Raw genomic sequence first — 13235 nt, 5'->3', positions numbered from 1 at the left:
AAATTGCCCGGCGTTAAGGGTGCCGGCAGCGGCTTGCCGGTGACGCAGGGAAAAGGGGCGAAGGAGAGGGAGAGACATGGGCATTGTTTTGCAAGGCGGAACGATTGTTACGGCCGGGGATGTGTTCCGGGCCGACTTAAGAATAGAAGGAGAAAAGGTCTCTTCTTTAGGTTTGGGTTTGACAAGAACGGATGATACGGTCTACGGGGTTGACGGCTGTTATCTTTTTCCCGGCGGGGTCGACCCGCACACCCATTTTGATCTTCCGGCCGGCGAGATTTTCACGTCAGATGATTTTTTCACAGGTACACGGGCGGCCCTCTTGGGGGGAACCACGACCGTGCTTGATTTCGCGACTCAGTTTCACGGTGAGTCCCTGGCCCAGGCGCTGAGAAACTGGCAAGCCAAAGCGCGGGGGAAAGCGTTCACCGATTATGGTTTTCATATGGCGGTCACGGATTGGAGTGAATCTGTGGCGGAAGAGATGGACCTGCTCGCCCGGGAGGATGGGATTACTTCCTTTAAGTTCTATATGGCTTATAAGAACACTTTGCAAGTAGATGACACGGTACTTTTGCAAGCGTTTCGCAAAACAAAAGAGAATGGCTCCCTGCTCTGTTTACATTGCGAGAACGGAGATCTGGTTTTCGACTTGACCCGGGAGGCCCTGCGCCGGGGAGAACGCTCACCCCGCTTTCACCCGTTGACCCGGCCGGTCGCGGCGGAGAAAGAAGCGGTGTCCCGGGCTATTGCCTTGGCGGAGGCTGTGGGAGCACCTCTGTATATCGTGCATGTCAGTACCCGGGATGCGCTGGCGGAGATTGTCAAGGCGAAATTGCGCGGCCTTAAGGTTTACGCCGAGACTTGTCCGCAGTACCTTCTTCTGGATGACAGCCGCTATGGGGCAGAGGGCTTTGAGGGGGCGAAATATGTCATTTCTCCTCCTCTGCGGCCCGCGGGCCATCAGGAGGCACTTTGGCAAGGCCTGGAGGCCAAAGTGATCGACACGCTGGCGACGGATCACTGTGCCTTCAATTTCCGGGGACAAAAGGAGCTGGGCCGGGAGGATTTCAGCCGGATCCCCAACGGAATGCCGGGTGTGGAAACGCGGTTAGGGCTTCTCTACACTTATGGCGTCAAAAGCGGCAGGATGGGTCTCAGTGACTTTGCCGCTCTGACCGCTGCCAATCCGGCTAAACTGTTCGGTCTTTATCCGCGCAAAGGGACGCTGGCCGTCGGCAGTGACGCGGACGTAGTGGTCTGGAACCCGGAGGGTTCCACGGCGCTTAGCGCCGGAACTCTGCATCAGCAGGTGGATTACTCTCCTTTTGAGGGGTTTAAGATAGAGGGAAAAGCCGAATATGTTTTTTTGCGCGGCCGCTTGGTTGTACAAGAGGGGAGGCTGCTCGACGTCCGGCCGTCCGGGGGCTACGTATTCAGAAGTCGGAGGTCAGAGGTCGGAACGGGGGGGAATAAGAGAGCCTGAGGTCAAAACAGAAGTGGGAGGTCAGAGGTCGGAACGAGGAGAAATAAGAGAGCCTGAGGCCAAGTCGGAGGTCGGAGGTCGGAACTAGGGAAAATAAGAGAGCCTGAGGTCAAATCAGAGGTCAGAGGTCGGAAGGAGAACGGGGGAGACAGGCAATAGGGGTGCGAACATCTGCCGCGTGAATGGCGAAGGATGCGCTCACGTCAGATAGCATAAGTCACAGACAGAGAAAGGAGGCAGAAGGGCCGCGCCCCTCCTGGCCAAGGTCAGAAGTACGCAGGCCCGACGATCATGAACATCAGTGTAAACGGTAAGAGCTATGCCACAGATGAAGACATGAATCTGATGGAGTTTTTGCGGGATCATTTGCATTTGACTTCGCTCAAGAACGGCTGTGGCGAAGGGGTATGCGGCGCCTGCACGATTCTGGTTGACGGAAAGCCCATGCGGGCCTGCCGCCTGACGACAGGCAAGGTTGAGGGGAAAGAGCTGATGACGACGGACGGATTGTCCGAGAAAGAGAAAGAAGTCTTCAGCTGGGCCTTTGCGGAAGTCGGGGCGGTTCAGTGCGGCTTTTGTACTCCGGGGATGGTGATGAGTGCCAAGGCCCTTTTAGACAGGAACCCGGACCCTTCGCCGCAAGACATTAAAGACGGGATACGGGCGAATTTGTGCCGCTGCACCGGATATGTCAAAATAGAGCAGGGAATTCTCCTGGCCGGCAAGGCCCTGCGCGGAGAGTCAGCTTTCGGGACGGCTCCTGTTAAAAGCGGGATCGGCGCCAACTTTCATCGGGTCGATGCTCGGGCGAAAACCTTGGGCGAGGCGGAATATGTCGACGATATGTACCGGGAGGGGATGCTTTTCGGGGCTGTACTGCGTTCACCGGCCCCCAGGGTTCTGCTGAAGACGCTGGTTACGGAGGCGGCCAGGGCCTTTCCGGGAGTGGAAGCGGTTTTGACGGCCGATGACATTCCAGGTGAGCGTTACCACGGGCATATTATTCACGACTGGCCGACTTTGGTCGCAGTGGGAGAAGAAACCCGCTACGTCGGTGATGCTTTGGCTCTGGTGGCAGCCCGTTCGAAAAAGGCAGCCCGGGAGGCTCTAAAGCTGATTAAGTTCGAATATGATGAACTGGAACCTGTGCTCAGCCCGGCGGAAGCATTGAGGGAAGGGGCGGCCCAAATCCACCCGAAGGGCAACCTGTTGAGCACCACGCGAGTGGAACGGGGAAACGCGCAGGAGGCTTTGTCACATTCGGCTTATGTGGTCACCCAGCATTATTCGACACCGCCGACGGAGCATGCTTTCATGGAGCCGGAGAGTGCCCTGGCGGAGCCGGATCATGACGGCGGAGTCACGGTGTACGTGGCCGACCAAGGGGTTTATGATGATCTGCACGGCATTTGTTCGATCCTGGCCCTTCCTCCTGAAAAAGTGCGCATTGTCAGTAAATTTGTGGGAGGGGGCTTCGGTGGGAAAGAAGATCTGAGCGTACAGCATCATGCGGCTTTGTTGGCCCTGAAGACCGGTAAACCGGTGAAACTGACCCTAAGCCGTCAGGAAAGCATGATGGTTCATCCCAAGCGGCATCCGATGGAGTTGGACTTGACGACGGGGTGTGACGCAGAGGGAAAACTTACGGCACTGGTCGCCCGGATCACGGCCGATACCGGGGCTTACGCTTCGCTGGGCACGGCGGTTCTGCAGCGCGCCTGTACCCATATCGGCGGGCCTTACGAAATAGCCAATGTGGACATTACCGGGTACTGTGTCTACACGAATAACCCCCCGGCGGGGGCTTTCCGTGGCTTCGGGGTGCCGCAATCGGCTTTCGCTTGTGAGGGCAATATGGATCTGCTGGCGGAGAAAGTTGGCATCTCAGCTTGGGAGATGCGCTGGCGCAATGCTCTGGAAGCGGGCAAGGAGAATCCGACGGGTCAGATTTGCGACGAGGGCACCGCCATTAAAGAGACCCTCTTGGCGGTCCGGGAAGCGTATGAATCCAGCCCTTATGCCGGAATCGCCTGTGCCCTCAAAAATACCGGGATTGGCGTCGGACTGCCGGACGTTGGCCGGATTAAACTTAAAGTGGCACAGGGCCGGGTCTTCGCCTATACGAGTGCGGCCTGTATCGGTCAAGGCCTGGCCACCATTGTGACCCAGATCATCAGCGAAGCGACCGGTCTGGCGCCGGGGCTGATAGAGGTCACCCCCCCGGACACGTTCCTCACCCCGAATGCCGGGACGACAACCGCCTCGCGTCAGACCCTGTTCACTGGGGAGGCGACCCGCCAAGCAGCCCTCAAATTGCAGCAGGATATGAACCACAAGTCTCTGGCGGAGTTGGAGGGCGCCGTTTATGAAGGGGAATATTCGGGGATTACGGATGTTCTGAATGCGGATAAACCCCATCCCGTGAATCATGTCGCTTATAGCTATGCGACCGATGTCGTGATTTTGGACGAGACGGGACGCGTGGTCAAAGTGATCGCCGCGCATGATGTGGGCCGGGCCATCAATCCCAAAGCGGTGGAAGGGCAGGTGGAAGGCGGTATTGCCATGGGGTTAGGTTTTGCTCTGCGGGAGGAGTTTCCTTTGCGCCAAGGGGTTCCGACGGCCAAATTTGCCACGTTGGGGTTGTTCAGATCCACGGACATGCCGGAGACAGAAGTACTGATCATCGAGAAGAATCCGTCTCCTTTGGCTTACGGGGCGAAAGGGGTCGGGGAGATCGCCTCTATTCCGGTGGCTCCGGCGGTGGCTTGTGCTTATCGCCGCTTGGACGGCAAATTCAGAACCAGTCTGCCTTTGACGGGTACACCGTATAGCAGAGGTCAGAAGTCAGAGGCCGGAGGTCAGAACGAGGGGAAAATGACGGAGGCCGGAACAGAGGTCAGAAGTCAGAGGCCGGAAGTCAGAACGAGGGGAAAATGACGGAGGCCGGAGCAGAGGTCAGAAGTCAGAGGCCGGAAGTAAGGGTTTTAAGTGCAGCATTTCATGCGCATGGGTCTGGTTTTGTGCGACAAGAGGCAAAACTATGGACAGATTCCGTTCTGGAAGTTCCGTCGTTTTTTCAATTAAGTTTTCCGGACAGGAGAGGAGTTCATGACTGCGTATTATTCCACTCTGCTCCGTTATCTCGAAGAGAAGAGATTAGGTGTGGCGGCTGTCATCGTCCAGGGCACCGTCCGGTATCCCGCCGGCAGCCGCTTCATTTTTGACGGAGACGGGCAAAGGATTGCCGGCGGACAGGCTTGGCCGGAATTTCCCGATTTGGCCGAAGAGGTCCGGGAGGTCTTACGGTTGAGAATCCCCCGGCTTTACCGGCGGGAAGTAGCGGGGGAGCCGCTGGGGATTTTTCTGGATCCGCTCCTTCCGGCCCAGCGCCTGCTCATTTTGGGCGGGGGGCATATTGCGCTGCCTCTCGTACAAATGGGGAAGATGATCGGCTTTGAAGTTACGGTGGTCGATGACCGGCCGGCCTTTGCTTCGACGACCCGGTTCCCCGCAGCGGATAGGGTTATTTGTGACGAGTTTGGCAAGGCCATTGAAGAGTACGCTCCCGACGGCAGCACTTTTGCGGTCATTGTGACCCGCGGGCATCGTCATGACAAGGACTGCCTGGCCAAAGTCCTCGAGAGTGAGGAACAGCCGGCTTACACCGGAATGATCGGGAGCCGCCGCAAAGTCAAAGCCGTGCTCGATGAACTGAGAGCGGAGGGCATTTCCCCCGCCCTGCTGGACAGCGTGCAGGCTCCTATCGGTTTGGATATAGGGGCACAAACTCCCGAAGAAATAGCGGTTAGCATTGTGGCGGAAATCGTCATGGTCAAATACTACGGCCGGAGCAGCGGGCTAAAAGCTCAGTCAGGGGGTGTGCAGGGTGGACCATAAGGTAACGCGGGCCATTCTCGATTTAACAGCGGGCGAGGAGGCGGCCTTGGTCACGGTGATTTCGACCCGCGGTTCCACTCCGCGCAAGGCGGGAGCCCAGGTCCTCTTTTACAGGGACGGGCGGTCGGTCGGGACGATCGGGGGCGGCTGCGGGGAGGCGGAGGCCAGGCGTACGGCCTGGGAAGTTCTAAGAACACGGCAGCCGCGAACTGCCCGGGTCGAGCTGACGCACGAGCTAGCGGAGGCAGATGGGATGGTTTGCGGCGGGGTTATGGAGGTGTTTATTGAGACGGTATCCGGGTCGGGGAAGGTCGGGGAGTAAATCGTTGTGTTGGGGAATGGTGGCCTTGATTTTTGCCAAAGTTGTTGCTCGAAGAGAAGGAATGGCAAGAATCTTGTCGAATATAAATAATAATACAGAGAATATAAATATAGATACAACTGAATAAGGGTGTTGTTTCAACTCATATATTTTTGGAGATAGGTCCAAAAGTTTCTACCGGATGACCAAAATCGTCTGACTATGAGGGGTGTATTTCCCTTTGGTGTCGGCGACGGTCATCCGTTTTTTGTTACCGGATGACCGGGCGCGTTGGGGCAGCGACGAGGGGTGACAATGTCTTAGGCCGGTGAGAGGGGAAAATGCTTTAAGCCGGGGAGGGGTTGTGCCGCGCAGTTTCCACCGAGGGAAGTTTTTCAAGAAGGAAGTTTTTTGACCAAGATGGGTTCGGGCCGGCTTTCCGAGAGCCGGCTCAAAGTCGGAAAAGTCCGATGTGATTGCCGAGCGGGATTTTCCCTGAAGAGTTCATCTATGGAGGTGGAGAAAGATGTATTATATTCGTCCGCAAACGCTTGCCAAAGCTTTAGAGGCAGGGGAAGAACCGGGTATGCTCTACCTGGCCGGGGGTACGGATCTGATCCTGAAGCTGCGGCGTCGGGAGGTTCAGGCGAGGGGGTTAGTTGACTTGCAGGCCGTCGCGGAATTGCGGCAGATCCGGGCAGGGGGTGACTGGCTGGAGATTGGGGCTATGGTCAGCTTCGCAGATTTACTCAATAACGATACGGCAGCGCAAGAGGCCCGTGCCCTTTGGCTGGCCTGCAGCAGCATGGGCGCACCGCAGATTCGCAACCAGGCGACTTTAGGAGGGAATTTAGCCAATTGTTCGCCGGCGGCTGACAGCCTGCCCGCCCTTCTGGTCTTGCAGGCCCAGGTGCGCTTGCTGAGTCGCTCGGGTGAAGTTCTGCTGCCGCTCGCCGAGGTGTTGGGGAGGACACCGCTCTGGCAGCCGGGGACTTTACTGGCGGGATTTCGCCTGCCTTTGCGGGCCGGAGTGAGCGGCTTTGCCAAGCTCGGCCGGCGTCAGGCTTTAGCCATTGCCCGTTTGAGCGCGGCAGTCGCTTTGCGGGAGGAAAACGGGAGGGCCTGTGGAGTCCGAGTGGCGTTTGGGGCAGCGGGGAAGCGGGCTTTTCTCAGTCTGGATCTGGCAGAGGAACTGAATGGGTTGGTTTTGGACCGCGGTTTCACAGAGCTGGCCTGTCGTCAGGCCAAGAAGGTCATAAGCCGGGCCTTAGGGGAAAGAGCCTCCGCTCCCTATAAGAAAGAAGCGGTCGCCGGTGTGGTCAGGGAAGCATTGAGAACGATGGAGTTTGTAACATCCGGGGAACACGCGGACGTTGACCGAAAGGGGGGAAGGGGAAATGAAGATTGAACTCAAGGTAAACGGTGTGGATAGGAGGTTGGAGGTGGAGCCCGAGGAGCGTCTGCTCGATATTTTGCGCGAGCGCCTGCATTTGACGGGGACTAAGGAAGGCTGCGGTGAGGGTGAATGTGGAGCTTGTACTGTGATCATGGATGGTAAGACTGTCAATTCCTGTATGGTCCTGGCGGGTCAGGCCGACGGGCACGCGGTGACGACCATCGAGGGCTTGGGAAAGCGGGGTTCCCTGCATCCGGTGCAGAAGGCTTTCTTGGAGGAAGGTGCGGTACAGTGCGGTTTCTGCACGCCGGGTATGGTTTTGTCGGCTAAGGCTCTGCTGGACCGGAACCCACACCCGGGTAAAGAGGAAATAGCGGTGGCCATGTCCGGCAACCTCTGCCGCTGTACCGGGTATGACCGGATCCTGAAGGCAGTGGAACGCGCGGCCGGGGAGGTGGAACAATGAACGATGTGATTGGCGGAACGGTTGGCGGACGCGTGCTGCGGGAGGATGCCTGGGGAAAAGTTTTAGGTCAGGCTGCTTTTCCGGCAGATGTAAGGCGGGAGGGGCAGATTTACGCTGTAGCTGTGCGCAGCCCCCATGCCCATGCCCGGATACGCGGACTCAGGCTGGATGAGGCGCGGAAAGCTGAAGGAGTGGTTGCAGTTCTGACCTCAGCCGATGTTCCCCACAACGGACACGGCGTGCTTTACCGGGATCAACCGGTTTTGGTGGCAGACCACGTCCGGATGGCCGGGGATCCGGTGGTCCTGGTCGGGGCCGAAACACCGGCTCAGGCCCGGGCGGCCGCCGGGCGGGTCGAGGTCGATTACGAGGTTCTGCCGGGGCTGTTTGACCCGGAAGAGGCGATGAAGGAGGAGGCTCCGGCTCTGCATCCGGAAATCCACGGCGGCAGCAATATCGTGTATCATCTCCCGGTTTATAAAGGCGACACAGCCAAAGGCTGGGCCGAGGCGGAAGTGACGGTGGAGAGGGACTATCAAACTCAGATGCTGGATCACGCTTTTCTCCAGCCGGAGGCGGTGCTCGCTTACGTCGATGAGCGGGGCCACCTGGTCGTTGAAGTTGCCACCCAGTACGCCCATTATGACCGGGGGGAGATTGCCCATGCCCTGGGGCTGAAGTTCAATCAGGTCCGGGTCAGGACCCGGAGTGTGGGGGGAGCTTTCGGAGGCCGGGAAGATATTTCTCTGCAAATCATGGCGGCTCTCATGGCTTGGCACACCCAGCGCCCGGTGAAAATGGAAAATACGCGCGAAGAGTCTTTCTATTCCCACAGCAAGCGCCATCCCATGAGGATGCACTACAAGACGGGGGCGACCCGGGCCGGAAAGCTGACCGTCATGGAAGCTCGGATTGTCGGGGATGCCGGTGCCTATGCGTCCTGGAGTCCCAACATCTTGCGCAAGGCTGCCATTCACGCCACCGGTCCCTACGAGATTCCCCACGTGCGGGTAGATGCTTATGCCGTGTTGACGAACAACCCTTATACGGGGGCAATGCGCGGGTTCGGAGCGGCCCAGCCCGTTTTGGCCTATGAGAGCCAAATGGATCTGCTGGCTCGTGAGCTGGGGTTAAGTCCTTGGGAAGTGCGGCTGAGGAATATCTACCGGGCGGGGAGCGAAACCGCGACAGGTCAGGTTCTGAGCGGAAGTGTGGGTATGGAAGAGTGTCTGAAAGCGGTCAAATCCTATCTTGGAGAGGTGAGCGGGCGATGAAAAAACGGGGCCGAGGGCTGGGTTGTGCCTGGTACGGGACGGGGTACGGGAACGGTTTCCCCGACGTGTCCAGCGCTTTTGTCGAGATTCATGACGACGGCTCGGTGAGCGTGCTCACGGGCGCGATTGACGTGGGGCAGGGAAGCAGCACGATCTTCGCTCAGATCGCGGCCGAGGAACTGGGGATCGATGCGGATGAGGTGACAGTGATCAGCGGAGATACGGATACAACACCTGATTCCGGAACCTCGGCGGCCACCCGGCACACCTATAATACCGGAAATGCCGTGATTAAGGCGGTGACCCAAGCCAAGGCCGGCCTCTTGGCTTACGCCGCCCGGGCTTTACACTGTACAAGCGCGGACGGAATTGAACTTAAAGACCATCGGGTGCGCGTCAAAGGGGAACCGGCACGTTCCTTGCCCTTAGCCGAAGTGGTGAGCCAGGCCCGTTTGGACGGCGAACGCTTTCTGGGTTCCGAAAGTTATACAGCCCGTACAACCCGGGTCAACCCGGAAACAGGGCAAGGGTCTCCGTATTGGCCCTATGCCTTCGGTTGTCAGGTGGCTGAGGTCGAAGTGGATACGGAGACGGGAAACGTGCGAGTGCTTAAGGTGGTGGCCGCGCATGACCTGGGAAAGGCGATTAATCCCCTGCAAGCCGAGGGGCAAATTGCTGGAGGGATAGCCCAGGGAGTGGGGTTTGCCCTCCTGGAAGAGGTGCAGTTAAGCGAAGGCCAGATTAAGAATCCGTCTCTTTCCCAATATTTGATTCCCACGGTTTTGGATACGCCTGAGATCCATGCTATTCTTGTGGAGGAGCCGGAGGAAACCGGGCCGTACGGCGCCAAGGGGCTGGGCGAGCCGGCCATGTTACCTACGATCGCGGCCATAGTGAACGCGATTGATGACGCCGTCGGGGTGAGGATTACCTCCTTGCCGGCGACGCCGGAAAAGATATTGGCCGCCTTGGCCGGGCCAAGCAAGACTTGAGTCGGTACGGGCGGGAAGAAGGGAGGTGAAAGCAGGCCGGCGGCCGGCCCGTGACCGCGGCAGCCGGAGCAGGCACGATCGGCCTTCCGGTGCAGAGCGTGGTGCTGCGGCGCCGCTTAACGGAAGGAAAACGGATACGGCATCCGGGGAGGTATGCCAAAGGTCCCAGGAGGTATGTTAAAAGTCCCAGGAGGTATATTGAAAAAGGAGGGCTAAAAAATGTCGGTTAACCAAAGTTCCGGCGGTTTGCTGAACCGCATCTTTCACCTGGATGAACTGCATACCAATGTCAAGACAGAAGTCCTGGCAGGAGTGACGACTTTTGTCACGATGGCTTATATCCTCTTTGTCAATCCCAATATTCTCAAAGCCGCCGGGATGCCGGTTGCGGCCACTTTTGCGGCGACCGCGATTTCCTCGGCTTTTGCCACTCTGATTATGGGCTTCTACGCCAATTACCCTATCGCCATGGCTCCGGGCATGGGCCTTAACGCCTTTTTTACGTACTCGGTGGTCATCGGCATGCACCTTCCCTGGCAGACAGCCTTGGGCGCGGTGTTCATTTCCGGCTTGGTTTTCTTCCTTCTTACCGTAACTAAAGTTCGGGAATGGATTATCGCCGGGGTGCCTGAGGTCCTGCGCTACTCCATCGGAGTCGGGATTGGCCTCTTTATCGCTTTTATCGGATTGCAAAATGCCGGCATTATCGTGGCCAACAAAGACACGATTGTGGCTTTGGGCAACATGAAATCCCCCTCCGTGCTGGTAGCGGCCCTTGGCTTAATCATTACGGGTTTTTTTATGGCCAAGAGGATTAAAGGAGGCCTTTTGCTGGGAATGTTAATCACGAGTGTCATCGCCATGATCTTCAGAGTGGCCCCGGCACCGACGGGCATCTCCAGCTTCATCGCCCCGACGAATCCGTTTGCTTCAGTTACTCCCATCTTCATGCACCTGAATATCGTAGGGGCTTTTGATTACGGTTTGATTTCTATTCTGTTCGCCTTTACTTTTGTAGACATGTTCGATAATATCGGTACTCTGCTGGGGGTGTCGCGCAAAGCGGGCTTACTCGATGACCAGGGCAACCTGCCCCGGGCCGGCCGGGCCCTGATGGCCGATTCTATCGGCACCATGTTTGGTTCGATCATGGGGACACCGACGGTGACGTCCTACATCGAGAGCACCTCCGGCGTGGCCGAAGGGGGCAAGAGCGGCCTGACGGCTGTGGTTGTGGCCATTCTCTTCATCGTGGCCATCGTTTTTGCGCCCTTGGTCGGTCTGGTCCCGTCCGTGGCCACCGCGCCTGTGCTCATTCTGGTGGGAACGCTGATGATGGGTGAAGTGGTCCATGTGCGCTTTGACGATTTTACGGAAGCGCTGCCGGCTTTTCTGACCATCATCATGATGCCCCTTACGTACTCCATCGCTCAAGGCCTGGCCTTCGGTTTCATGTCATATACGATCATCAAGCTGGTCACGGGAAGGTACAAAGAAAACAATGCGGTCACCTATGTCTTGACGATTCTGTTTATTCTCCATTTTGTCCTGGGTTAGAGCCGGCCGGGCGAGACCTTTGGCACGGGGGATATTTTCTCGGAAGGTTTCGCTCAAGCCGCGAAACTCAGGAAAGTGACGCTGAATTTGTCGGCGCCGTTCACCTGAGCCGGGAAGGCTGCTCCCCTGCAGGAAGGGCAGGATCCCTGCAGGATTGGGATATTCCGGCTTGAGTCGGCGGCTGCCGGCAGCCGTCAGGCGGAATCCGGGAGGCAAAAGGCTGCATTTTTGTCTCCCGGCCGCTCTGACTATGAGGGGTTTAAAACGGTGAGAGTTCGCTTTTGCGGCAATTTGCGGCCCCGGAAGGAGGGGAGTCTGCCGGGGGAGAGCCGGCAGTGAAAAACTACGAGTGAAGAAGGGATTTTTGAATGCGTATTCTTTTAAAGAACGGAACTATTGTCACGATGAACGCCCAGCGGGCGGTTTTTCAGGGGGATCTGCTGGTTGAAGGGACGACGATTGCGGCTCTGGGGCCCGCTCTGGGGGAGACGGCCGACCGGACGATTGACCTGAAAGGAGATCTGGTCATTCCGGGGCTTATCCAGACGCATGTCCACCTTTGTCAGGTATTGTTCCGCGGTCAGGCGGATGATTTGGAACTGCTGGACTGGTTGAGAAACAAAATCTGGCCTTTGGAAGCAGGGCATGATGCCGGGTCTCTCTATGATTCGGCCCGTTTGGGGCTGGGGGAACTCCTGCTGGGCGGTACGACCGCGATTGTCGACATGGAAACGGTGCATCATACCGAAGAAGCCTTCCGGGCCATCCTGGAGAGCGGGATGAGGGCCGTGTCGGGCAAATGTATGATGGATTTGCCGGATCCGGATATTCCCGCCGGGTTGAAAGAGTCCACGGCGGCGTCTCTGCAAGAAAGCACAGATCTGTGGGAAAAATATCACGGCAGCGGTGAGGGGCGGTTGGAGGTGGCCTATACTCCGCGTTTTGTGGTTTCTTGCACGGATGAACTCCTTAAGGAAGTCTCGCGCCTGGCGGAGGCAAAACAGGCTCTCGTTCATACCCACGCTTCGGAAAACCGGGGTGAGATTGAGTTGGTGGAGAGGACCCGGGGTGAACGCAACGTGGTTTTCCTGGAAAAGTTGGGTTTGACCGGTCCCCGCTCCTTGCTGGCTCATTGCGTGTGGCTGGACGAAGCGGAAAAGCAGATCCTGGCAGAGAGCCGAACAAAGATCGTCCATTGTCCGTCCTCCAATTTGAAGTTGGCGTCCGGAGTGGCCCCGGTGCCGGAACTTCTGGCACGCGGAGCAGAGGTCTCTTTGGGAGCGGACGGAGCCCCCTGCAACAATAACCTGGACGGGTTCAGAGAAATGCGCCATGCGGCCCTGATTCAGAAACCTCTGCATGGCCCCACCTCCATGCCGGCCGCCAAAGTCTTTGAGCTGGCGACTCTGGCGGGGGCGCGGGCGCTGGGCCGGGAAAAAGACCTGGGCAGCCTGGAAGCGGGTAAGAAGGCGGATTTGGCGGTTGTCAGCCTGCAGGGGCTTCACACTTGGCCCATGGAAGGGGTGGACGTCTATTCGCAATTGGTGTATCAGGCTACTGCGGCCGATGTGCGCCTGACGATGGTCGACGGGCGTATTCTCATGGAGGACAGGCGCCTCTTAAGTCTGGACGTGAACGATGTGAAGAAAAGTGCAACCGAGAGTCTGAAGCGAGTCTTGAAGCGGACGGGGCTGGGTTGAAGGACAGGAACTGAAGGACAGGAACTGAAGGACAGAAAGTGAAGGGCAGGAGTTGAAGAGGCGGAAGATGAAGGGGCAAGGACGAAGAGGCAAAAGATGAAGACGCGAGGATGAAGATGCGAGGATGAGGATGAAGATGCGAGGATGAGGATGAAGATGAAGA

General features: G+C 57.7%; 10 protein-coding genes and 1 riboswitch. All 10 genes read left to right on the top strand.

Annotation, left to right across the window (positions count from 1 at the left end):
• The first annotated feature begins 76 nt into the window (after positions 1–76).
• A complete protein-coding gene (gene hydA / locus MNU25_RS17685; RefSeq protein WP_240986273.1) occupies positions 77–1486 on the top strand; it encodes a dihydropyrimidinase in 1410 nt (469 codons plus the stop codon).
• 288 nt (positions 1487–1774) lie between these two features.
• Positions 1775–4426 (top strand): selenium-dependent xanthine dehydrogenase, encoded by a 2652-nt coding sequence (gene xdh / locus MNU25_RS17680; protein WP_372503554.1) that lies wholly within the window; start codon positions 1775–1777, stop codon positions 4424–4426.
• 171 nt (positions 4427–4597) lie between these two features.
• Positions 4598–5386: an XdhC family protein gene (locus tag MNU25_RS17675; RefSeq protein ID WP_240986271.1), complete on the top strand. Its 789-nt coding sequence runs from the start codon at positions 4598–4600 to the stop codon at positions 5384–5386.
• Positions 5376–5708 carry an XdhC family protein gene (locus tag MNU25_RS17670; RefSeq protein WP_240986270.1) on the top strand — a complete coding sequence of 111 codons (333 nt, stop codon included), beginning with the start codon at positions 5376–5378 and terminating at the stop codon, positions 5706–5708. Before MNU25_RS17675 ends, MNU25_RS17670 begins: the two co-directional genes overlap by 11 nt.
• Positions 5709–5830: 122 nt before the next feature.
• Positions 5831–5930: riboswitch (purine riboswitch) on the top strand.
• A gap of 283 nt (positions 5931–6213) precedes the next feature.
• The gene (locus tag MNU25_RS17665) at positions 6214–7095 is read left to right on the top strand and encodes an FAD binding domain-containing protein (RefSeq protein ID WP_240986269.1); all 882 of its coding nucleotides are present in this window, start codon (positions 6214–6216) and stop codon (positions 7093–7095) included.
• A complete protein-coding gene (locus tag MNU25_RS17660; protein ID WP_240986268.1) occupies positions 7085–7549 on the top strand; it encodes a (2Fe-2S)-binding protein in 465 nt (154 codons plus the stop codon). The genes MNU25_RS17665 and MNU25_RS17660 overlap by 11 nt, the downstream gene beginning before the upstream one ends.
• Positions 7546–8823 (top strand): xanthine dehydrogenase family protein molybdopterin-binding subunit, encoded by a 1278-nt coding sequence (locus MNU25_RS20180; protein ID WP_261485938.1) that lies wholly within the window; start codon positions 7546–7548, stop codon positions 8821–8823. The genes MNU25_RS17660 and MNU25_RS20180 overlap by 4 nt, the downstream gene beginning before the upstream one ends.
• Positions 8820–9815 carry a xanthine dehydrogenase family protein molybdopterin-binding subunit gene (locus MNU25_RS20175; protein WP_261485936.1) on the top strand — a complete coding sequence of 332 codons (996 nt, stop codon included), beginning with the start codon at positions 8820–8822 and terminating at the stop codon, positions 9813–9815. Before MNU25_RS20180 ends, MNU25_RS20175 begins: the two co-directional genes overlap by 4 nt.
• A gap of 219 nt (positions 9816–10034) precedes the next feature.
• Positions 10035–11372: an NCS2 family permease gene (locus MNU25_RS17645; RefSeq protein WP_240986267.1), complete on the top strand. Its 1338-nt coding sequence runs from the start codon at positions 10035–10037 to the stop codon at positions 11370–11372.
• A gap of 368 nt (positions 11373–11740) precedes the next feature.
• Positions 11741–13072: a 5'-deoxyadenosine deaminase gene (locus MNU25_RS17640; protein ID WP_240986266.1), complete on the top strand. Its 1332-nt coding sequence runs from the start codon at positions 11741–11743 to the stop codon at positions 13070–13072.
• The last annotated feature ends 163 nt before the right edge of the window (positions 13073–13235 follow it).

The organism is Acididesulfobacillus acetoxydans (assembly GCF_902729405.1).
In the GTDB taxonomy this organism is placed as follows: domain Bacteria; phylum Bacillota; class Desulfitobacteriia; order Desulfitobacteriales; family Desulfitobacteriaceae; genus Acididesulfobacillus; species Acididesulfobacillus acetoxydans.
This window is presented reverse-complemented; position numbering and strand designations above follow the sequence as displayed.